Consider the following 22688-nt stretch of genomic DNA (forward strand, 5'->3'; position numbering starts at 1 on the left):
TTTACTTTTATGGCAGAAATAGAAAAATCAGTTTTGGTTGAATATTCAGCTGAGCAAATGTTTGCATTAGTTGATAATGTCAAGGAATATCCGGATTTCCTTCCGTGGTGCGGCGGCACCTCGGTAGATCCTCAGGATGAAGTAACCACGCATGCGACAGTCAAGATCAATTATCATCATATCCAGCATAGCTTTACCACCAAAAACAAGCGCTTTCCACCCGATTTGATTGAAATGAGTCTGCTGGATGGTCCTTTTGAACACTTGGATGGTTATTGGCAGTTTATTCCATTATCAGATAATGCTTGCAAAATAAAATTTCGGTTACATTACACTTTTTCGAATAAAATCCTGGAAAAGCTTGTGGGTCCGGTATTTCATATGATCGCAAACAGCTTTGTGGAATCCTTTATTGAGCGGGCGGAAGTAATCTACGGCAAACGATGACTGCAGTGATTCAGGTTGAAATCGTCTATGCCCTTCCGAATATTCAAGTTTTGAAAAAAATGACTGTACCGGATAATTGTACGGTGGGTGAGGCCCTAGCGCTTTCGGGATTTTTGGAGCAATTTCCCGAAATAGACCCGGCAAAAAATAAGCTGGGCATTTTTGGAAAATTGGTTGGATCGCATACATCATTGCAGTCACGCGACAGAATCGAAATTTACCGGCCGCTGGTTATTGATCCCAAGGAAATCAGAAGAATACGCGCTAAACGTTCCTTGGGCTCAGAAAATCGTAAATCATGATCATTACTCAATAACCGTTTTCTTGGGATGATTTTCTCGCTTTCATTCTTTCCGGAAATTACACACCGTGTTTATTATTGTCCTGAACTATCAATGCCTTATCCTAATTAGCGTAGCCTTATCTGAAGATATCATTTCCACTCCATTGTGATACGCGCATAGCCTTGGAATTCCGGCAGATCTGATTATATGCTTGATATTGATTACATTTTCTCATCCGATGGCATTCTTTCCAATCACATCAAGGGGTATCGTGCGCGTTCGCAGCAATTGGAAATGGCGCAGGCCATTGCAGCGACAATAGCCAAAAATCAAGTTCTGGTGGCTGAAGCAGGTACCGGAACCGGAAAAACTTTTGCCTATTTGGTGCCCGCTTTGTTGGCAGGGGGTAAAGTGATCATTTCCACTGGAACAAAAACACTGCAAGACCAGTTGTTTAATCGTGATATTCCAACAGTGCGTGCAGCGCTTAAAATACCGGTTACGATTGCATTGTTAAAAGGGCGCGCCAATTATATTTGCCATTATCACTTGGAAAGAAGTCTGCAGGATACACAGCTGAGCTTTGTTAATCGCGACGAGATCCAGTATCTACAGAAAATAGAGCGCTATGCCAATATCAGTAAAAGCGGCGATAAAAGCGGCCTTAATGAGGTACCCGAAACAGCCGCCATTTGGCATCATGTAACTTCAACCCGGGATAACTGCCTGGGATCCGAGTGTCACAGCTATAAAAAATGCTTCGTGATGGAAGCGCGCAAACACGCATTATCGGCGGATATCGTGGTGGTGAATCATCATTTGTTTTTTGCGGATGTCATGCTGCGTGATGAGGGCTTGTCGGAATTGTTGCCCGCCTGTAATACGGTCATTTTTGATGAGGCGCATCAATTACCGGAAACGGCCAGCCTGTTTTTTGGCGAATCGATCAGTACCGGGCAATTGCTGGATCTTGCGCGTGATGCCAGAGTGGAAGCGATTCAAGCGGCTGGAGATTTTGTGCCGCTGCCAGAAGCTATTGTCGCCATGGAAAAAGCGGCACGCGATTTGCGCTTAACCATCATGGAAGACAACACGCGGTTATCTTTGCCAGCAATCAATCAACACTCGAATTTCAATGTTGCGCTGGATAAGCTGCTGGAACAATTGCTTGATCTGGTGAAGCAACTGGAGAGTCAATCAGAGCGATCTGATGGGTTGGAAAATTGCCGTCAGAGGGCTACCAATCATTTATACCTGATTCAGCGCTGGCGTAGTGAAACAGAAATGCGGGATCATGTGCGTTGGGTTGAAGTTTATCATCATGCCTTGCAGCTTAATGCAACGCCGTTATCGATTGCCGAAATCTTTCAAAAACAAATGATGACATCGCCACGTGCATGGATCTTTACTTCCGCAACCTTGTCGGTTAAAAAGGATTTTTCTCATTACAATAATGAAATGGGGTTGAATACAGCGCAAACCGCTTGCTGGGATAGTCCGTTTGATTTTTCTACGCAGGCACTGCTTTATGTACCGATAGGCTTGCCGGAGCCGCAGCATAAAACTTATATTGACCAGGTTGTTCAATCGGCATTGCCGGTATTACGCGCCAGTCGCGGACGCGCTTTTTTCCTCTGTACCAGTTTACGTGCGATGCAACGGATTTATGAGTTATTACAGAATTCTGATGATTTCAGCGCTTTTCCGCTGTTACTTCAGGGTCAGGGCTCGCGCTCATATCTGTTGGAGCGTTTCCGCAAATTGGATAATGCGATTCTGGTTGGCAGTCAATCTTTCTGGGAAGGGGTGGATGTAAGAGGGGAAGCGTTGTCGCTGGTTATCATTGATAAATTGCCATTTGCGCCTCCGGACGATCCGGTTTTATCGGCGCGAATTGATAAAATTAATAATGAAGGTGGCAATGCGTTTATGCAATACCAATTGCCTCGCGCAGTTATAAATTTGAAGCAAGGAGCCGGGCGATTGATCCGGGATGAAACAGACCGCGGTGTCTTGATGATTTGTGATCCGCGTTTAACAACAAAAGCTTATGGCAAGCAGATATGGCAAAGCCTACCACCCATGAAGCGTACCCGGGATTTAGCAGAAGTCGAACGCTTCTTCCATACTGATTAAAGGAACGGCAATGATAGTGATGTTCCGTTATCTATCGCCAATAGGCTAAGGTATAAATAATTTATGGTTATGAAATTAGCAACATGGAATGTCAATTCCTTCAAAGTACGTTTGCCGCAAGTAATTGACTGGCTGGTAGAGCATCAACCCGATGTGCTATGTCTGCAGGAAATAAAATTAATCGATGAAAACTTTCCGGTCAATGAAATAAAAGCTGCAGGCTATGAATCCGTCTTCATCGGGCAAAAAACCTATAACGGCGTGGCGATGCTTAGTAAGCGGCAAGGAAGCAAGGTAGTTACCGCAATACCCGGTTTGGCTGACGAACAAAAAAGAGTAATCGCCGCAACTTATGGGGATGTGCGTGTGATTTGCGCCTATGTGCCCAATGGAGAGAATGTCGAGTCGGAAAAATATGCATATAAACTGCGCTGGTTGCCAGCCTTTACACAATGGCTGCAGCAGGAATTGATAGATTATAAGAGATTGGCAGTACTGGGCGATTTTAATATCGCACCGGAGGATCGGGATGTCTATGATGCCGAACTTTGGAAAGGAAAGGTGCTGTGTAGCGAGCCCGAACGCGCTGCTTTCGGAGATATGCTCAATTTAGGCTTGAGCGATAGCTTCCGTTTGTTTGAGCAACCCGAGAAATCCTATACGTGGTGGGATTACCGGATGATGGCTTTTCGCCGTAACCAGGGATTGCGGATTGATCACATACTCCTCAGCGAGGAGCTTTGCAGCGCATGTATGACATGTACGATTGATAAAACGATGCGCAAGCTTGAGCGCCCTTCGGATCATGCGCCTGTTTTGGTGGAACTGGCTTGCTCATTGGATATTTGATTTTTCCTGGCTTAATTTCTCGCCGTCTTGTGATGAGGGGCTTTATTTGACGCGTTTCCGAGGCAATGGATACATGAGCGGCAAGAGTATAATCACTTACCTGATTTTTTCAGGCATTTTGCCCAAGTCATTTTTCATTAATTCCAGGTTTTTCTCGCGTGCACTGATTTCTTCCCGCAGCCGATCTACCCGATTAAGGTATCTTTGGTAGTTGCGTTCACTGCCCAGGCGGTCCGGCATGCCATCCTTATACTCGCTTTTTACTTCATTAAGCTGTGCCTCTTCCTCGGAAATTTTGTTCTGCAGTTGTTCACGCTGTTCTCTAAGTTTCATGGATTCTCTGCGCTTCGCAATTCGATCTTCAACTTCGCCGGTATCTACAGGTGGAACGACAATAATCGGAGGCAAATCGATACGCCTGGAATCATTGGAAGGTATATTCGAATAGGTTACGTTACCGTTCTCATCGGTATGCTTATAGACGCCGGCATAAGATAAGCTAGAAAACAGAGTTAATGTAATGAGCAAGAAGTAATTTCCTGGCATTTATCGGCCTAATTCTTTTTTTAATGCCACAACGTTTCTTTGGTGCAGAAGCAATTTATTTTTTAGCTGCACCGTCTTTTCCTGAAAACTATTCTTAAATTCAGGCTTGTTAAGGATCTCGTCCAAGAAATTCCGCGTTTCAGAAAAGAGTTTTTCTTCGGCAATGAGTTCTTTTTGTAGAATTTCACGGCGCATGGCATCACGATTTTTCTGCGTTGTATCATTTACACGCGGAAGATTTAAATCTGAACCTGGCTTTGATTGATTGGATTTTGTATTTCTCGAGAACGAGGCAATAGAAATCTTTTCTGCATTAGGGGCACGGCGATTTGTAAAGGTGATATTGCCATCTTTATCGACATACTTATATATCTCGGAACTGGCCATTGCTTGCGGGAAGCCAATCGGCAATATAAAGATCAATAAAATCAAGAGTATTATAGTTTTCATATTTTGCTGAAAGAATATTGATGGCAGTATCAACTGTCTGATTAGTTTATCAAAGTTTTCTTTATCGAAAAGCAAAAAAAGAACTGCCAATTCCTCCTTTATTACATGATGTAACCGGTATCGGGCAAAATTATAAGCTGTAATACAAATCGAATTCAATCGGATGTGTAGTGGTACGTAATAATTTCACTTCATCCATCTTCAACTGAATGTACGCATCGATCAAATCATTGGAGAATACGCCGCCACGAATCAAGAAGTCCCGATCTTTATCCAGGCATTCCAGGGATTCATCCAACGAGGCGCAGGCATTAGGCACCTTGGCAGCTTCTTCTGGCGGCAAGTCATAAAGATTTTTATCCATCGGGTCGCCGGGGTGCATTTTATTTTGGATGCCATCCAAACCGGCCATCATTAACGCAGTGAATGCCAGGTAAGGATTTGCGGTCGGATCGGGAAAACGAACCTCAATGCGCCGTCCTTTGGGGTTGCTGGTATATGGAATACGAATTGCGGCTGATCGATTGCTGGCCGAATAAGCCAGATTGACCGGTGCCTCAAATCCGGCAACCAATCTTTTATATGAATTGGTGCTGGGATTGCAGATGGCATTAAGCGCTTTGGCGTGTTTGAGGATCCCGCCGATATAATACAAGGCAATTTCGGATAAACCCGCATAACCATTGCCGGAGAATAAGTTCTTGCCGTCTTTCCAGATCGACTGATGCACATGCATGCCGGAACCATTATCACCCACGATCGGCTTGGGCATAAAAGTTGCCGTCTTGCCGTATGAATGCGCGACATTATGAATGACGTATTTAAGGATCTGATTCCAGTCCGCACGCTTAACCAGACTGTTAAAACGTGTGCCTATCTCACATTGACCTGCGGTAGCTACTTCATGATGATGAACCTCGACACCCACTCCCATTTCTTCCAGGGTCAAGCACATGGCAGAGCGGATATCTTGCAATGAATCTACGGGGGGCACCGGAAAGTAGCCGCCTTTGACAGCAGGGCGATGACCGGTATTGCCGCTTTCATACTTGATTGACGAGCTCCAGGCCGATTCTTCAGATTCTATTTTGACCGAACAACCGGACATACCGGTATGCCAGCGTACCGAATCGAATATAAAAAATTCAGGTTCCGGTCCAAAATAAGCAACATCCCCGATACCCGTTGATTTCAGGTAAATCTCTCCGCGCCGGGCCAATGAACGGGGATCACGGCTATAGCCTTTGCCATCGGCGGGTTCGACCACATCACAAGTAAGCAGTAACGTGGGTTCATCCATGAATGGATCCATATTCGCGGTATCGGGATCAGGGATCAATAACATATCGGATGCTTGAATTCCCTTCCAACCACCAATCGATGAGCCGTCAAAAGGATGGCCATCGTCAAACTTATCTGCATCAAAGTTATGTGCAGGCAGAGTGACATGATGTTCTTTTCCATTGGTATCGGTAAAACGCAAATCAACAAATTTAACTTCATTGTCTTGAATCAATTTCAGAACATCAGCTACCACCATATTTATTTCTCCAAACTAACATCACAAATTTTATAAATAAAGACACATTTATGGAATTATACCAGCACAACCGTATGAATAATTTGAAACGGCATTAACAATCGTTATCAAACCGGCTGAATGGAAATAAACTTACTAGTAGCCGGGCATGCATCCCAATGTAGTATCATGAAAGTCTTTATGGTTCTTAAAAAAGCAATTTGCAGACAACGTAAACTGCAATAATGCATTGATCTGGTTAAGCAGCGGGAATTTGCAATCAATAATTCTATTTAGAATGTCCGAAGCACTTAATATACTTAAGGAAGTTTTTGGTTACCCGGCTTTTCGCGGGCAGCAAGCGGAAGTCATCGCGCACCTTGCCGGTGGAGGCGATTGCCTGGTATTGATGCCAACCGGTGGTGGCAAGTCACTGTGTTATCAAATTCCGGCTTTATTACGCCATGGTGTTGCTATTGTCGTGTCTCCACTCATTGCTTTGATGCACAATCAAGTCACCGCATTGCACGAAATTGGAGTACGCGCCGCGGTGCTGAATTCTTCGTTGTCCCAGCAAGAAGCTATTCTAGTTGAACAGAAACTTTTAGCGGGTGAATATGATTTGCTGTATGTGGCGCCCGAGCGCTTGTTGACTGCGCGGTTTCTGAATCTGATCACACGCATTCCGATTGCCTTGTTTGCGATTGATGAGGCGCACTGTGTTTCGCAATGGGGACATGATTTCCGTCCGGAATACATTCAATTATCAATTTTACACGAGCGTTTTCCTGCGGTTCCCCGTATTGCATTGACAGCAACCGCCGACATGGATACGCGCAGAGAAATCATTGAGCGGCTTGGGCTGGATTTAGCCAAGGTATTTGTTTCAAGTTTTGATCGCCCGAACATTCGTTATCAGATTATCGATAAAACTAACAGTCGCTCTCAGTTACTGGCTTTCATCCAAGCGGAGCATCCATCGGATGCCGGGATTGTGTATTGCCTATCGCGCAAAAAGGTGGAAGAAATCACCCTTTGGTTGGTAAAGCAGGGTTTGAACGCTGTGGCCTATCACGCCGGCATGAGTATGCAGCAGCGAAGCTTGAATCAGGAAAAATTTTTACGCGAAGAGAACATCATCATGGTTGCTACGATTGCGTTCGGCATGGGGATCGATAAACCGGACGTGCGTTTTGTCGCGCATCTGGATTTACCGAAGAGCATCGAGGGATATTATCAGGAAACCGGCCGTGCTGGCCGCGATGGACAAGCAGCCAATGCCTGGATGGCGTATGGTCTTGGCGATGTTATTCAGCAACGGCGTATGATTGAAGAATCCGAGGCGCAGTTCAAATTTAAACAAGTAGCCGCACGCAAACTGGAAGCCATGTTGTCGTTGTGCGAAACGACTACTTGCCGTCGTGCTCGCATGCTAAGCTATTTCGGTGAGAGAGTTGACGCTGCGGGATGTGGAAACTGCGATATTTGCTTAAATCCACCTAAAGTCTGGGATGCCACGGTGGAAGTGCAAAAGGCAATGTCGTGCGTTTATCGTACGGGGCAGATTTTCGGCGCAGGTCATTTAATTGACGTTTTGCGCGGCAACCTGACCGATCGTGTAAAAGAATGGCATCATGACAGAATCAGTACTTTTGGGATCGGGGAAAATCTGCCTGAAAAAACCTGGCGTGCGATATTTCGCCAAATTGTTGCGCTGGGTTTTCTGACACCGGACAGTGAAGGGCATGGTGCTTTGCATCTTACTGAAGCTAGCCGTGCTGTACTTAAAGGGCAGCAGAACGTGTATTTGCGTCAACAAACCAGAACCGGGCAATTATCCAACAAGCGTAATGGCGATGATTTAACACTCTTGGATTCAGCCGAGCGCTATTTGTGGGAACAGCTGCGGTCATGGCGGGCAAAGACAGCCAAAGAACACGGTGTTCCGGCTTATGTGATTTTTCATGATACCACGTTGCATGAATTGGTACGCTTATGTCCGCAAACAGAAGATGAATTGAGTCAAGTGGCAGGTGTCGGTGCGCGTAAACTCGACAAATATGGCGTTTATTTGATGCAGATACTGCGCGGCAATTAAGAAGATAAGGCATCTGCTGAGCATCTACCGATATGAGGTGATATTGATAGCCAAGTGCTTGGAAATTTTTTCTGTTCTGTTATATACTCAAACCCTCAAAACAAATATGGTAAATCTAAATAAGGAAATTAAGTGATGAAACTGTCAATTTTTACTGTTGCACTACTGGTTTTTTTAACCGCTTGTTCAAATGCCGATATGGGTGATCCAAGTGCCAGTGCCGATGATTGTCAATTTGGAATAGATGGTAATGGTAACTGTCTAAAAGAAGGACAAGATCCGCGTCCTTTCGGTGGTACCAGCAAACCTGGGCATTGATCTCCGAGATTTTAATACTGAAACAATCTCATTAGAATGAGAAAAAAACCGCCCGAAGAGGCGGTTTTTTTCTGTACATTTCCTATCTCAGGTTCGGGAGTGATCTTGAGGTTTCGGTCGATGAATATTTGCCGATGTCGATTCCCTATGAATCTAGTGAAAATGACGTCATTCGCCTATTGATCCATTTCCAGGTCGAATTCGCTTTTATGTAAGTTTTGCAAAACAGATTTGCATCCTCACGCTTCCATCAGATGAGTTTAGTCTTAATTCCATGGAGATGAATCAAGAACTCAAAGCAAACATGAGAGTGAGTGAATGCTTCACTCTACTGCATTACTAATCGTTGCGCATTATCATCTAGACTGCCTTAATGCACTCCAAGCCCAAGACTCGCACCGCCGACCGGTGCTAAGCGGCATCCTGCGAGACCTGATATTGCTGGTCACCTTTTGATTTTTTTACAAAAGAGCGGCTCGGCGTGAATTCAGCTTTTTCATTACTGAATATGAGAAAGGTCTTTAAATAAATGAAACGCAAATCGACTCTGGGTTTTTATTAATGTTTGTTACCGTACAGACAATTTATTTTCAGTGGATATTCTTATGAGTCTGAACCTTACGTTTTGATTATTGTTTAAGGGAATTTCCATGATAACCTATTCGAAGGAGGATACGATGACGAATCATTCTCAGAAAAAATTCTCACGACGCAGAATAATGAAATTTATGGCACTGGGCGTCACTATCCCTATTTTTGATATTTTAATGAATCACGTACATGCATCTAAAGCCTCTAAGGAATCAATGCAATACCGAGATGAGCCAAACGGCAAAGAGCAATGCAATAATTGTATGCAATTTATTCCAGGTAAGACACCCGAAGCTCCAGGGGGATGTAGAGTCGTTGAAGGCAGTATTAATCCTCAAGGCTGGTGTGTTGCATATACCAGAAAATAGGGGCTGCAAAAGTCTCTTATATAAGTTGGGGGTGTAACTTTGCTCATATTGACGATAATGAGCAGTTTAGCGATGTAGTGGACACGAATCTCGTTGAATATTTGTTCTGCAGGTATAAAAGAATCTAATGGGCAGCGAATATATTATCCGATCAATGATGAAAAATGAGATAGATTTTGCTATCGAATTGGCTGCTACTGAAGGTTGGAATCCTGGTTTACACGATAGAGATTGTTTTTATGCTGCGGATAGGAATGGTTTCTTCATGGGTCTACTTGACGGTCAACCCATTGCCTGCCTATCAGCGGTCAAATACAGCGATTCGTTTGGGTTTATGGGACTTTATATTGTTAAAGAACCATATCGTGGGCAACATTATGGTCTTAGGCTTTGGCATGCTGGACTTAATTATCTCAAAGGGTGCAATATCGGCCTGGATGGGGTAGTTGCACAACAAGATAACTATAAAAAATCCGGATTTCAAGTAGCATATCGCAATATTCGCTATCAAGGATTAACGGGCGGACAATTTCCATGTAATCCGGAACTGATTGAACTCGCGAATATTCCTTTTGCGCAAATATATTCGTATGATTCAGCATTTTTCCCTGCTGATAGAGCTGAATTTCTAAAGTTGTGGCTTACTCAGCCTGATAGCATTGCTTTAGGGATTATTCAGAGTGATCAGATTGTCGCATATGGAGTAATTCGCTCTTGCCGCGTAGGGTATAAAATTGCCCCGTTATTTGCGGATAATCCATTATTAGCTGAGACTTTATGGTTGGGATTACTTGCTGCGGTAAAGGAAAACCAGCCGGTGTTCTTGGATATTTGTGAGAATAATCCCCATGCGTGTGCCTTAGTTGAACGCCATGATTTGCAGATTGTTTTTGAAGCATCGAGAATGTATACCCAATATATGCCAGCACTGGATTTTGAGCGGATGTATGGTATCACCAGTTTTGAACTGGGTTAATTTATATTGTTTGTATTCAATTCGAATCAACAATTGTAATCAGCATTAACTCAGTTCCATTCTCTCCCGGCTTTGTGGATTTAGCCCAAATGATGGTGATAAGATACATAATTACTTTTCCAAAGGAATAATCTCATGTCCGATTATGAGCAGAACAATTCCGAGAAATCAGCCATAAGCAAGACAAATTTTACTGAAAAAAACCTCCCCCTTGATTCGGCCGTTTCCCTCGGCCAAAGTGTCATTCAAACCATCGACGAAGCGCAATGTCATTGCGAACACGATCGCGAAATCCCCCAGGTAGATTTGCTGACTGCGCTGACCATTCGTGGCGTTACCTTCCGCAACCGCATCGCGATGTCACCCATGTGCATGTACTCCGCGCAAGACGGCTTTGCCACCGATTTTCACCTGGTTCACCTCGGCAGCCGGGCGATGGGGGGCGCTGGTCTGGTAGTCGTCGAGGCCACGGCGGTTACCCCCGAAGGGCGTATTTCGCCAGGCGATACGGGGATATGGAAAGATGAACATATCGAACCCCTAGCGCGCATCGCACGGTTCGTGGAAGCACAAGGCTCGGTTCCCGGCATTCAACTCGCCCACGCTGGGCGCAAGGCCAGTTGCGATTCGCCATGGTCTGGCGGGCGTAGTCTGGAGACGACCGCTGAAGGCGGCTGGCCTGTTGTGGGTCCCAGTCCGCTTCCCTTCGATAAGGGTGACCCGGTTCCGATAGCTCTATCCAAGGCAGATATCGAACAGTGCATCAATGCATGGGAGGCAGGTACACGACGCGCCTTGATAGCGGGTTTCAAAGTGATCGAACTGCATGCTGCGCATGGCTACTTGCTTCATGAGTTTCTCTCGCCGATCAGCAACCATCGTAACGATGACTATGGTGGCAGCCTGGAAAATCGTATGCGATTCTTACTGCGGGTTGCAGAGCGGCTGCGCAACATTATCCCGCAACAGTTGCCGCTTTTTGTACGGATATCGGCGACCGATTGGGTGGATGGAGGGTGGGACATTGAGCAATCCGTCGTCCTTTCCCGGCGGTTGAAGGAACTTGGTGTGGATCTGATAGATGTTTCCTCCGGAGGAACAACGCTCGATGCAAAGATTCCTGTCGCCAAGGGCTATCAGATTCCTTTCGCCAGACGCATCCGGGAAGAGACGGGAATTTGCACGGGCGGCGTGGGCCTGATTACCGATCAGCAATATGCAGATGAGATCATCACCAGTGGGGAAGCGGATATCGTTTTTCTCGGACGAGAATTACTGAGGGAACCGTATTGGGCAATTAAAGCGCAGCAATTTCTGGGGGGGGAGCCAACCTGGCCGATCCAGTATGGTTACGCCGTAAAACGCCGTGCCAAATAACGAACTTGGATCGGTGAGACGTAACCGGTTAGCGGTACCCTGTAATTGAAAAGTTTCCATTCTATGGATGAGAAAATCCGATATTTAGTCGGAGTACCCTGGAGTGATAACAATGGAGCACATAGCTCACCGGTCTATATTTTTTATACGCTCCGCTTAGGCTTGATTTCCTTTAATTTATTGGGTTGCCTGAAGCGGTTTTTACCTGCAACACGAAGAAGGCGAAGAAATTTCGGGCATTCAAAATGGCTGGGGGCTTTGCAGACCGCAGCGTGACGGAGCCCATCACGCATAGCGGTCAGTTCTTCGATTGTTCTATCCAACTTATCCGCCTTGGCTGAAAGCATCGCTCTATTAATGTCAGGTCCATCGAAGGTGAACATTTCAGCAATCTCATCCAGCGAAAAACCGGCGCTTCGACCCAAAGATATTAAAGCCAGTCGTTCTACAACGCTGGCGTTGAATGAGCGGCGCAAACCATTTCGGCCACTTGAGTGGATCAATCCTTTTTCTTCATAAAATCGTAACGTTGAGGCGGGCAATCCGGATGCCTTTGCGACCTCGGCTATATCCATTATTTCACCTGTTGTAATTAATACTTGACTTTAAGTCGACTTGAGCTTTTATCCTAGCTCAGTATGCAATTTAGTACAACATTTAAGCCATTAAGCTGATGGCTTGTTATTAATCTTTTTAAGAATTTAAGGAGCTGTGCTATGGAAGCAAGTTTTTGGCATCAAAAGTGGGAACGAGGGGAAATCGGTTTTCATGAAAGTGAGACAAATCCGATGTTAGCAGAGCACTTTAAAGAATTAAATCTGACAAAGGGCAGCCGTATATTCCTGCCGTTGTGTGGCAAAACACGTGATGCGGCATGGTTGCTTGCCCGCGGCTATCGAGTTGCTGGCGCAGAGTTGAGCGAACTGGCTATTAACGGCTTGTTTAAAGAACTTGGTTTAGAGCCGGAAATCTCTAAAGTAGGGAAACTGGTTCGTTATCATGCTGAAGATATTGACATATTCGCGGGCGATATTTTTGCTGTGTCCGCTGAATGTCTTGGCCCCATAAACGCGATATACGATCGTGCCGCCTTGGTTGCTCTGCCTGCCTGTGTACGAAGACACTATACGTCACACCTGATGAACATAACGGGCGCTGCACCGCAATTGCTGATCACTTATGAATATGATCCATTGCTTATGGATGGTCCGCCGTTCTCAGTGAACGAAGACGAAGTAAAGCAACATTATGCCGCCGCTTATCGATTGCAGTTTGTTGGCAGCAAAGATGTCGCAGGTGGATTGAAAGGAAAAGTTATGTCAACGGAGACCGCTTGGTTGCTCCAGAAAAAAATAGGCTAATTAATATGCTGGATATCGAATGGATATTGTTGTACCTCGTACTGGGTGCCTTCGTTGGCTTTGTGGCGGGACTACTGGGACTTGGTGGCGGTGGATTATTGGTTCCTTTGCTGACATACATTTTTACTTACCAGGGGATCAGCGTAGATAACGCGGTTCACTTGGCATTAGGAACATCACTGGCTTGCATGATTATTTCTTCAACGGCGAGCATCCGCGTACATGCTTCTCGAGGCGCTATCGAGTGGCAGGTGGTTGGCGGAATGGCACCTGGAATTATTGTGGGTACCTTTCTGGTCACACAGGCCGCCACCCACGTCAACTCGGTCTACATTGCTATATTTTTTGCGTTGCTTATGGTAATTGTAACGGGGCAAATGTTTCTTAATTGGCAGCCGAGACCCAGCTCAAAACCTGCAACCTTTCGCGGATTGATTGCGGCTGGAATTGGCATTGGATCTGTATCAGCACTTGTCGCAGTAGGCGGCGGTTTCCTCGCCGTTACTTACCTCGGTTATAAAAATGTGAACGTAAAAAGCGCCATTGGTACTTCAGCGGCGATTGGGTTTCCCATTGCCATTACGGGTACCATTGGCTACATGATTAGCGGCTGGTCTATCACATTGAGCAATACTTATACCGTCGGATTCATTGATGTGCCAGCATTTTTGACTATAGCGATTGGCAGCTTTATTGCGGCTTCCTATGGCACACGCTGCTCACATAATTTACCTGATGTTTTTCTGAAAAAGATACTCGCCGTAATCTCACTGCTTTTGAGTATCAAGATGTTAATCTCGCTTGTTCAATTTTGACCGGAGAGTATGCGTATTCTTTGGGAATATACTAATGACAGGAATTATCATGGCTTTTCCAATCGCCGGATTATGACTTTCACAACTTGCACGTTCTGCTACTGAGAAAGTACCGAGCTGACCTGGTCGAGTAAAGCCAGACAATCCAGTTAAGCAATTTTTTTTCAATCTTTCCGTTTCTACCTCATATTGATTGTGGCGCAGCAAAGTTTATCTTAATGCATATGAATCAGTACCTGAAACCAGGAAATCGCTGGCAAAGTATTTTCGGTTTTATGATGAGAATCGAAAACATCAGCCTTTGAAGGCTGTTCTGGATCAGGTCTATTATGAATCCATTAGGCTGCTAAAGACAGGTTGATGTGTGGGAAAATAACTCCTAAGACACCTGTTTAAAAATTGGAGTCCACTTCTATTTAATGCCAGAATTAATTTCGAATATTAAAAGAATCTTGTATCACATTCGAAGGAGGCGCTGTGATCATGCCATAGTAACAGATTGCTGTTGTAAGATTATGATACTACAATGTAAATATCAAAAATATCCGATCAGGATTCATAAGGTTGTGTAATAAAGTAAATAAATAGCGCAATTGCGGATATAAATAAATTTGAAGAATACGTGTGTAAGATTAAATATCCTAGTGTTTGTTTTGGGTGTCGGTTGGTTACAGCATCAGCCGATACTGCCGGAAATGGAATGGGTTTGGCTGATGTTGTCAGTAGCAGTTACAACCGGAATATTGGGATTGTTTCTATCAGCGAGTCATCTTGTAATAAGCAGAATCTTGTTGGGTATTTTCTCTCTCATGTTTGGGTTTTGCTGGGCGGCAATTTTAGCGCACTGGCGTTTGGACGATTCTTTGCCTCATATCTGGGAGCGTAAGGCTATCCAAATAGTTGGCGTGATAGCTACTGTGCCGCAAGAAAACGATAGAGGCGTGCGTTTTCAGTTTGATGTTGAACATGTGAATACCGAGGGTGCAATCGTGCCCAAGCGGATTGCATTGTCTTGGTATAAGGCGCGGCAATCGGGAGTCAATCAAGTAGCATTGCCTATAGTCAGGGTGGGCGAACGCTGGCAGCTGACGGTGCATTTGAAACGACCGCATGGCAATCAGAATCCGCATGGCTTCGATTTTGAAAGATGGGCATTGGAACGTAATATCCGTGCAACTGGATATGTTCGTGTATCGCATGATAATCAGCGTCTGCATCCTATGGTGCAACGCCCTGCTTATTGGATAGCGCATATTCGTGAAGGGATTCAACATCGTTTTGCTGCGAGCCTGGCTAATCAAACTTATGTAGGAATATTACAGACATTGGCAACAGGTGATCAAAATGCGATTCCCCGCGATCAATGGCAGGTATTTACACGCACTGGAACCAACCATTTAATGGCGATTTCCGGTTTGCATATCACGATGATTTCTAGCTTGGTATTCGCAGCAGTATATTGGCTATGGCGTTGGAATACTTATCTTACATTACGTTTTCCAGCGCGGCGTGTTGCCGCGATGATTGGATTGATTGTGGCTTTAGGTTATGCCGTACTTTCAGGTTTTGCAATTCCGGCACAGCGGGCGTTCTATATGCTAGCGGTGGTGGCGATTGTGTTATGGATAGGGCGTCAGGTAAGTGTAACCACGGTGTTGGCGTGGGCGCTGTTTGGGGTGATATTGTTGGACCCGTGGGCAATTTTGGCGCCTGGATTCTGGTTATCCTTTGGTGCGATTGCCGTCATAATGCTGTTAACCGCTGGCCGGATCGGAAAAATACATTGGCTTAGCAATTGGTTGCGGATTCAGTGGGCTATTACATTGGGTCTTATTCCTTTATTGTTGGCATTATTTCAGCAGATATCCTTAATATCGCCAGTTGCTAATGCCATTGCCATTCCTCTAATAAGCCTTATAGTGGTTCCGCTGACATTGTTAGCGACCATACCCGTATTTGATTTTGTGTTACCGTTCGTCCATGATGTACTAAGCGTCATTATGGTAATTCTACAGTCACTAAGCAATTTATCGCATACTGTATGGCAGCAGCACTCCCCGCCAATGTGGAGTATAGGTGTTGCGGTTATAGGAATTCTGTGGATGTTGCTGCCGGGAAGCTTAGGAATAGGCTTTTTTTCCGGTTTTCCAGCGCGCTGGTTGGGTGTGATCGCGGCATTAACTGTGTTTCTGGTTAAACCACCGCAACCAAAAACTGGTGAGTTGTGGCTGACTGTGCTTGATGTGGGTCAAGGACTTGCGGTTGTGGCTCGCACCGAGCATCATGCATTACTATTTGATACGGGTCCTGGATTCGGTGAAGTCGACAGTGGTAATCGTATTATCGTGCCTTTTTTACGCGGAGAAGGAATTACAAGACTCGACGGCATGATCGTATCGCATGTAGACTCGGATCATAGTGGCGGCGCACTATCAGTATTAAACGAGATGCCGGTTATGCAGCTGTGGTCATCGTTGGATGATAAACACCCAATAACGCAGATGGTAATCTCAAAGAATCAGTGCCGCAAGGGGCAATTCTGGCAATGGGACGATGTGCATTTTGAATTGCTGCATCCTCTGGAGCAGGATTATTTGAACCCAAAACGTAATACCAATGCAAGAAGTTGCGTATTAAAAATCACATCAGCTCATGGCAGCGTATTATTGCCAGCTGATATTGAGAGGAAAGATGAACAAGCATTGTTAGCTCGAGACGGTGACAAGCTTCGTGCGACAGTATTGATTGCACCGCATCATGGCAGTCAAACTTCATCAACCGATGCTTTTGTACAGAAAGTGAATCCTTCTCTGGCAATTTTTACGGTTGGTTATCTCAATCGCTATAATCATCCACGCGAAACTGTAACTTCACGTTATCATAATTCAGGTAGTCAACTGATGCGTAGCGACAAGGATGGAGCCATCTTAGTCCGGTTTGAAAATAATGATTGGACTGTTAACAGTTGGAGAAAACTAAATCAGCGCTATTGGCACGATAACTCTGAATTGAATTAAACCGCAATAATGCTTCGCAGCATTGCTATTTCATTCATACGCTGAGTAGCTCAATCAAGACAGATGAGCGCTGATGGAGGTTATTGGTGCGGAACTTCCAGTTGCTAAAGGTAATTCGATAGTGCTAAAAATCACAGTAAATGTGGTTCCTACACCTGGCTCACTGAGAACCTTTATTTTGAGTTGATTATTTTCTGCTGCAATCTTGACGATGGACAAACCGATGCCGCTTGTTGCTTTGTTATGGAGCGCTGCTCTGGGAGAGTAGAAATATTCGTTGAAAATGTTGGGTAAGTCTTTATCTTCGATGCCAATGCCATGGTCGGTGATAGTAATGCTAGCATGCAAATTGTCTCGATCGACTCGAGATAAAATTTCAACGCTGGTATTTTCATGTGAATAGGTAATCGCGTTGGTAATGATATTTTCTATAAGTATCTCTAATTGATCAGGGATTACTTTACAAATAAAATTTTCAATGGATAAGTTGAGCGTGACATTTTTAGAGCTGGCAACCGGGGTTAATTTCTCGATACATTTTTGCAGGGTAGATTGAATTTCAACAGGTTCGAAAACTGCGGTGTCAAGACAAGTATCTTTCAATCGTTCCAACCTGAGTAGATCAAGTATTAGGCTGGACATGTTTTTTGCTCGAAGATCCATTTGCTCTAATGCTGCACTTACCTCAGGTGTTGTTTCGCCCAGATAACCTTCTTTGATTAAATTTATTTTGCTGCGTATAGCATCGAGCGGGGATTTAAGTTGATGCGTGATCAATAACGCATATTGATCTTTTTCTACCTGTGCCTGATTGATTTGTCGATATGCATCAACAAGGTGACGTTCATGAGCACGAACGATTAGAGAAAGCCTTGAAACCACATACCAAACAACAAGAAAAAGAATATCAAGGAAAAACATCCATGTCAAAGCGCCATCCTTGCGTGCGCTCTCAGATAAGAATTGACTGTTTATTAATGCAGAGAGTGGTGCTTGAGTGATTAGAAAGTTATCAATGATGATTACGATCGAGTCCATGAAGCAGACCAAGATGGTTACATACAGGCTTTCACGGGTAGAAAAAAAGATGCAGGCAAGAGCAATATGCAGTACGTAGAAAAAAGAAATGGGGGTGGAGGTACTGCCAATATAATGCACGACGACTGACAAGCAGATCAGATCAACAATAATCTGAATCCATAGATTAATTGAAGGCGAGTTATATTTACTTGATTTGCAATGATCTAACGCGAAGATGTAAGCAATATTGGCTACAATCAGTACAATAATGATGGCTATCGGCCATTTCTGTTGCTCACTAATGCCTAATTGAGCCAGCGTATTCGATGCCGATAGCATCAGGATTTCGAAAAAAACCAGTGCAGCAATCAGTATCCAGCGGAAAGTTATGAACCAGCGGATATTGCTAATTAAAACATCGTCACTAAGCTTTAGCTTATCTCCCTTTATTTCAAGCAGTACGTTTTGAGTGTTGGGTTTATTCCAAGAGAATTCAGTGCTTGCCATACGATTGTGTATTGCAAAAAATTATGCAGCCTCTCCTGCTTTCTTCAAGCGCTCATTAATCGTTGCCATAAGACTGACTGGCTCAACCGGCTTTTCCATGATGCAAACCCATTCATGCGATCCATCTTCAAAATATGGCCGAATCATATCACCTAGAGATGTCAGAAAAATAGTTTGAATTTGCGGAAATTGCTTGTGGATTTTTGCATAAGTGATCAAACCAGCATCCATGGATTCAACCATGACATCCAAAATGGCCAAATCCGGTCTTTTAGTTTCATCTTGTAATGAATCGATAAACTCCTGCATCGATAAATAACTATCAACTTCATATCCATTTTTAAATAGTATACGCTGAACTGATTCGCGGATATCCGAATCATCATCAACATGAGCAATTCTTAGTGCCATAATAATTAATTCTCCTTGCTTAATCATTCTCTTCTAGAAACCGCAGCTTAGAAGCAGCTAAAATAAACCGTTCAATTGTCGGGGTTATTGTTCGATAGATCATATCGTAGCATATGTGAATAATGTGTGAAACGTGAATATCGGTCATATATTGGAAAAATATAATCTTTTGGAGTAATAGGCCTATGAAAGTGACGAACAAATTTTCTTGAGCCAGGCAATTACAGTAATTTGATCAGAAGAAATTTCTAGAGATATTCTTTGTTTAAGAAATGTGGGTATAAATTACACTTGCGTTTAAATCTTCATGCTATGAATTTTAATCTATACCAGATTCGATTCCTCGTCCTTGGAGTGAGGCCGTTCATTGCGCGTGACCGTGTTATGGTATTGCAATCTAGAAACACAATGTGATGAGTCTTAATGAATAGTTGGTTCGGCTTCTCGAAAGATTGCATCAATAGCCAGTGCATCTAAGCGATATTCACGATTGCAGATATCGTCGCTAACAATGACTTCGCCAAATTCTTTCAAAATTGAATCAACTTCTTCGCGTCCAAGTAATCGAAGCATGGAATAAATCTTGGCGGGATCTTCCTGACAACCGGATTGAACGGATTGAGCATCAAAAATTCGAATGGTTTCTTCATAAAATAAACGTGTTAAGATTTCTTCTGCGGTTAGATCGAATAACTTATGATCTTGGATTGTAGCCGCTAGAGTCTCGGTACGAACCCAACCATCGGGATCTTGTAAATCGGCATTTGGCAGTTTTTGTAAAAATAAACCAAAAATGGCATTGTGAGTAGTGGCCAGAAATAAACGCGATGGCAATTGATCGGATTGCCTGAAGTAATGTTCAAAAATTTCAGCAATGGTTTTGCCATCAAGCGGTACGATGCTTTGATAAGATTCCCGCATTGATGGCATATCGAGTGTAAGGACTAAGTGACCATGGCCAAGTAAATCGGGAACTGATTGTACTTCGATGGTTTGTTCGCATTTCGCCATGCCACGCAGGTGCAGGCTCTCAGTACAATCCATTATCAGCATGGAGATAGGGCCGCTACCTGCTAGTTGAATGATCAGGCGCCCGGTTTGTTTGAGGTTCTCGCTCAACAGTAAGGTAATTGCGCTCATTTCACCTAACAATTGTGTGACAAGCTGAGGATAGCTGCGTCCGGATAGCATTTCCTGCCAGACGGAATCGAGATGTACGACAGCGCCGCGTATATCCAAATTTTCCAGCAGGAAACGTTGTACATAATTACTCATTATTAAATCTCTAATTGTAATGATTGATTGATATTACGAGCGAGTATTTTACAATGCCATCCAAGTTTGTAGTGGTCTAATGAAGCCGGACACTGTTTAAGGTTGCGTGTGATGATATCACGTATATCTGGACGGATAATCGCTGGCATTATTTGGTTGTCGTTATTGATCTGTTTCACAGCCTGAAATCCGAATGGATTCCGACGCCCGGTTATATTTCAAGGAATGAAGCAGCAAAAGATATTGGTTTCTGTTTGATGGGATTATTACAACTATACCCGACCACATCAGTACAACATGGTGTCGCCACTGGCGAAAGCTGAAAATCTGTCTTATTTATTGCCCGGAATTGGTTGACCACTACAAATAGTATCTTGCTGGATTTGAATATGCCGAGAAAGCGTGAATTAGAAGTACTAAAAGAACTCAAAAATGATCTTGATTTGAGAGGCATACTTGTCATCATTTATACTTCCTCTACAGCTAAAGAGAATATCAAGTCTGTATACCAGAGTTATGCGAATGGTTATATCAAAAAATCGGCTGATTTTGATGATCATATAAAAATAGCCAAAGTGGTCCAATATTATTGGTTTTCTACCTCAATATTTTATGAGCCTTGATGGGCAATGATCATACCTAAAATTCATATCTTACTAATTGAAGACAATGAAACTGATGCAATACTGGTAGAGAGTGATTTGCAGCAAGCGATGGGTGACCAGATGACGGTGACTCATGTAGAACGATTAAGTTCTGCGATAGAGTTAATTCACAAAAAATCTTTTGATCTGATTTTGTCAGATCTGACTTTGCCCGATAGCGACGGAATCACAACGATAAAACAATTGCGGGAACATACGGTAAGCACATCCATTGCTGCTTTATCTTTTAAGGATGATGAAAAGCTTGCGATCAAAGCGATAAAAGCCGGCGCCCAAGACTATCTCGTGAAGGGCAGTCTTACTGAAGATGTGCTCGCACGGGTAATTCGCTATTCAATTGAAAGACAGCGTATCGAGGAAAGTAACAGGAAGGCGCAGAAAAGATTTCAAACCATTTTTGAGAAAGCTCCTTTGGGTATTGCGTTGGTTAATTTGCATACCGGAAGATGTTGTGATGTAAATCCGAAGTATGCATCTATTGTAGGTAGGCACGTGGATGAGCTTATCGGTACCAACCATGCGGATATTATTCACCCAGATGATTTGCAGTCATATCATGATGATATTGAGAACTTTTTAAATCGCGGACTGGTTGATTGCAAAATAGAAAAAAGAATTCTGCATCAGGATATTTCAGTTATTTGGATTAAAATTTCTATTGTGCCGTTTGAGGCAGTTGCGAGTAATGAAATATGTTATTTATACATGATCGAAGACATTACTGAACGTAAACAGATGATTGAAAATTCACATCAATCGGCTGCGCGTTTACAAGATATCCGAGAAGAAGAAAGAACCAGGATTGGTCGTGAAATACATGATGTTCTTGGTGGGGCATTAACCGTTCTAAAGATGGACCTGGATTGGCTTTCCAAAAAAATAACTGCAGAGCCCATGCACGAACGAATCAGATTATTGCACCAATTAACGAGTGAAGCTATAGAAACCGCGCGTCGAGTTTCGGTAAGCTTACGTCCCAATGTGCTGGATAATTTAGGATTATTGGGCGCGATTGAGTGGCTCGTGCGTGAATTGGAGCAACGAACAAAAATTGATTGCACACTGGAATCAACAATATCGAATTTATCTTGCCATAACAAAAGTTATGAAACAGCTATTTTTAGAATTATTCAGGAAGTATTTATCAACATTATCCGGCATTCGAATGCAACTAAAGTTGATATAGAACTTGTTGAAAACAAAGATAGTGTTGTTATTACGATTAAGGATAATGGTATTGGCATTACAAAATTGCAAATATTAAATCCTCAGTCATTTGGAATTATCAGCATGAATGAAAGAACGCAGCAGTTTGGTGGTAAGTTTGAAATATCGGGCATATCGTCACAAGGTAGTGTCGTAATGCTTAGAATACCACTGACTTTAGTAGCATGCGCTGAGGAATCAATCGATGGTTAAGGTGTTGATTGCAGATGATCACGCATTATTTCGTGATGGACTCAAACGGATTTTTAGTGAAGCGGATGACATTGAAGTTGTTGCGGAGGCGATTAATGGCAAAGATACCATCAAAAAGGCGAAGGAATAAGATTGGGATATTGTGAGCTATAGTCAAATCTGGTGTATAGGGAATCAAGCGGCATTCTGTTTTTGATCTGCTGTTTGTTTAATACCGTTAACGAACTTAACGCCGTTGA

22 protein-coding genes are annotated in these 22688 nt (G+C 43.6%); 15 read left to right on the forward strand and 7 right to left on the reverse strand.

What is annotated here, in order from left to right; genetic code table 11:
• The first annotated feature begins 9 nt into the window (after positions 1-9).
• The 4 genes from C4S39_RS09100 (at position 10) to xth (ending at position 3716) form a co-directional block, all read left to right on the forward strand.
• A complete protein-coding gene (locus tag C4S39_RS09100) occupies positions 10-447 on the forward strand; it encodes a type II toxin-antitoxin system RatA family toxin (protein ID WP_062559371.1) in 438 nt (145 codons plus the stop codon).
• Positions 444-749 (forward strand): RnfH family protein, encoded by a 306-nt coding sequence (locus C4S39_RS09105; RefSeq protein ID WP_103966711.1) that lies wholly within the window; start codon positions 444-446, stop codon positions 747-749. The genes C4S39_RS09100 and C4S39_RS09105 overlap by 4 nt, the downstream gene beginning before the upstream one ends.
• A 189-nt stretch (positions 750-938) precedes the next feature.
• Positions 939-2867 (forward strand): ATP-dependent DNA helicase, encoded by a 1929-nt coding sequence (locus tag C4S39_RS09110; RefSeq protein WP_103966712.1) that lies wholly within the window; start codon positions 939-941, stop codon positions 2865-2867.
• A gap of 69 nt (positions 2868-2936) precedes the next feature.
• Positions 2937-3716, forward strand: coding sequence for an exodeoxyribonuclease III (gene xth / locus C4S39_RS09115; protein WP_103966730.1), 780 nt, complete (start codon positions 2937-2939; stop codon positions 3714-3716).
• 96 nt (positions 3717-3812) lie between these two features.
• Here xth and C4S39_RS09120 read toward each other — a convergent pair whose 3' ends face one another.
• The 3 genes from C4S39_RS09120 to glnA form a co-directional block, all read right to left on the reverse strand.
• Positions 3813-4244 carry a DUF4124 domain-containing protein gene (locus C4S39_RS09120; RefSeq protein WP_258039372.1) on the reverse strand — a complete coding sequence of 144 codons (432 nt, stop codon included), beginning with the start codon at positions 4242-4244 and terminating at the stop codon, positions 3813-3815.
• 18 nt (positions 4245-4262) lie between these two features.
• Positions 4263-4712 carry a DUF4124 domain-containing protein gene (locus C4S39_RS09125; protein ID WP_103966731.1) on the reverse strand — a complete coding sequence of 150 codons (450 nt, stop codon included), beginning with the start codon at positions 4710-4712 and terminating at the stop codon, positions 4263-4265.
• A gap of 130 nt (positions 4713-4842) precedes the next feature.
• Positions 4843-6252 carry a type I glutamate--ammonia ligase gene (glnA, locus tag C4S39_RS09130; protein WP_103966714.1) on the reverse strand — a complete coding sequence of 470 codons (1410 nt, stop codon included), beginning with the start codon at positions 6250-6252 and terminating at the stop codon, positions 4843-4845.
• A 277-nt stretch (positions 6253-6529) separates the two neighbouring features.
• Between glnA and recQ the strand changes: the two genes are divergently transcribed.
• From recQ to C4S39_RS09155, 5 genes are all read left to right on the forward strand, one after another.
• Complete coding sequence (gene recQ / locus C4S39_RS09135; protein ID WP_103966715.1) at positions 6530-8329, forward strand: DNA helicase RecQ; 1800 nt, start codon at positions 6530-6532, stop codon at positions 8327-8329.
• A gap of 135 nt (positions 8330-8464) precedes the next feature.
• The gene (locus C4S39_RS09140; RefSeq protein ID WP_103966716.1) at positions 8465-8647 is read left to right on the forward strand and encodes a hypothetical protein; all 183 of its coding nucleotides are present in this window, start codon (positions 8465-8467) and stop codon (positions 8645-8647) included.
• A 677-nt stretch (positions 8648-9324) separates the two neighbouring features.
• Entirely contained in the window at positions 9325-9606 is a 282-nt protein-coding gene (locus C4S39_RS09145; protein ID WP_181023797.1) for a high-potential iron-sulfur protein, read from the forward strand.
• A 154-nt stretch (positions 9607-9760) separates the two neighbouring features.
• The gene (locus C4S39_RS09150; protein WP_258039373.1) at positions 9761-10582 is read left to right on the forward strand and encodes a GNAT family N-acetyltransferase; all 822 of its coding nucleotides are present in this window, start codon (positions 9761-9763) and stop codon (positions 10580-10582) included.
• A 306-nt stretch (positions 10583-10888) separates the two neighbouring features.
• Positions 10889-11959, forward strand: coding sequence for an NADH:flavin oxidoreductase/NADH oxidase (locus tag C4S39_RS09155; protein WP_258039375.1), 1071 nt, complete (start codon positions 10889-10891; stop codon positions 11957-11959).
• A 143-nt stretch (positions 11960-12102) separates the two neighbouring features.
• On the opposite strand, the gene C4S39_RS09160 is transcribed toward C4S39_RS09155, so the two are convergent.
• Positions 12103-12534: a helix-turn-helix domain-containing protein gene (locus C4S39_RS09160; protein ID WP_103966720.1), complete on the reverse strand. Its 432-nt coding sequence runs from the start codon at positions 12532-12534 to the stop codon at positions 12103-12105.
• A gap of 141 nt (positions 12535-12675) precedes the next feature.
• On the opposite strand from C4S39_RS09160, the gene tmpT reads away from it, so the two are divergent.
• From tmpT to C4S39_RS09175, 3 genes are all read left to right on the forward strand, one after another.
• On the forward strand, positions 12676-13320 hold the full coding sequence (tmpT, locus tag C4S39_RS09165) for a thiopurine S-methyltransferase (RefSeq protein WP_103966721.1): 645 nt from the start codon (positions 12676-12678) through the stop codon (positions 13318-13320).
• 5 nt (positions 13321-13325) lie between these two features.
• Positions 13326-14135 (forward strand): sulfite exporter TauE/SafE family protein, encoded by an 810-nt coding sequence (locus tag C4S39_RS09170; RefSeq protein ID WP_103966722.1) that lies wholly within the window; start codon positions 13326-13328, stop codon positions 14133-14135.
• Positions 14136-14746: 611 nt separating this feature from the next.
• On the forward strand, positions 14747-17152 hold the full coding sequence (locus tag C4S39_RS09175; protein WP_308457308.1) for a DNA internalization-related competence protein ComEC/Rec2: 2406 nt from the start codon (positions 14747-14749) through the stop codon (positions 17150-17152).
• 54 nt (positions 17153-17206) lie between these two features.
• Here the strand turns inward: C4S39_RS09175 and C4S39_RS16125 are convergent, their stop codons facing one another.
• The 3 genes from C4S39_RS16125 to hslO all read right to left on the reverse strand — a co-directional run bounded on the left by C4S39_RS16125 (position 17207) and on the right by hslO (position 20365).
• Positions 17207-18679 carry a sensor histidine kinase gene (locus C4S39_RS16125; RefSeq protein WP_103966724.1) on the reverse strand — a complete coding sequence of 491 codons (1473 nt, stop codon included), beginning with the start codon at positions 18677-18679 and terminating at the stop codon, positions 17207-17209.
• 21 nt (positions 18680-18700) lie between these two features.
• Positions 18701-19090 carry a response regulator transcription factor gene (locus C4S39_RS09185; protein WP_103966725.1) on the reverse strand — a complete coding sequence of 130 codons (390 nt, stop codon included), beginning with the start codon at positions 19088-19090 and terminating at the stop codon, positions 18701-18703.
• 420 nt (positions 19091-19510) lie between these two features.
• Positions 19511-20365 carry an Hsp33 family molecular chaperone HslO gene (hslO, locus tag C4S39_RS09190; RefSeq protein ID WP_103966726.1) on the reverse strand — a complete coding sequence of 285 codons (855 nt, stop codon included), beginning with the start codon at positions 20363-20365 and terminating at the stop codon, positions 19511-19513.
• Positions 20366-20739: 374 nt separating this feature from the next.
• Between hslO and C4S39_RS09195 the strand changes: the two genes are divergently transcribed.
• Genes C4S39_RS09195 through C4S39_RS09205 form a run of 3 tightly spaced genes read left to right on the forward strand, consistent with a single transcriptional unit; the run spans position 20740 to position 22579 of the window.
• Positions 20740-20988: a hypothetical protein gene (locus C4S39_RS09195; protein WP_258039377.1), complete on the forward strand. Its 249-nt coding sequence runs from the start codon at positions 20740-20742 to the stop codon at positions 20986-20988.
• Between the two features lie 6 nt (positions 20989-20994).
• Positions 20995-22449 carry a hybrid sensor histidine kinase/response regulator gene (locus tag C4S39_RS09200; RefSeq protein WP_103966728.1) on the forward strand — a complete coding sequence of 485 codons (1455 nt, stop codon included), beginning with the start codon at positions 20995-20997 and terminating at the stop codon, positions 22447-22449.
• Entirely contained in the window at positions 22442-22579 is a 138-nt protein-coding gene (locus C4S39_RS09205; protein WP_258039374.1) for a response regulator transcription factor, read from the forward strand. Before C4S39_RS09200 ends, C4S39_RS09205 begins: the two co-directional genes overlap by 8 nt.
• Positions 22580-22688 lie beyond the last annotated feature (109 nt).

It is taken from the genome of Nitrosomonas ureae (assembly GCF_900108305.1).
In the GTDB taxonomy this organism is placed as follows: domain Bacteria; phylum Pseudomonadota; class Gammaproteobacteria; order Burkholderiales; family Nitrosomonadaceae; genus Nitrosomonas; species Nitrosomonas ureae_B.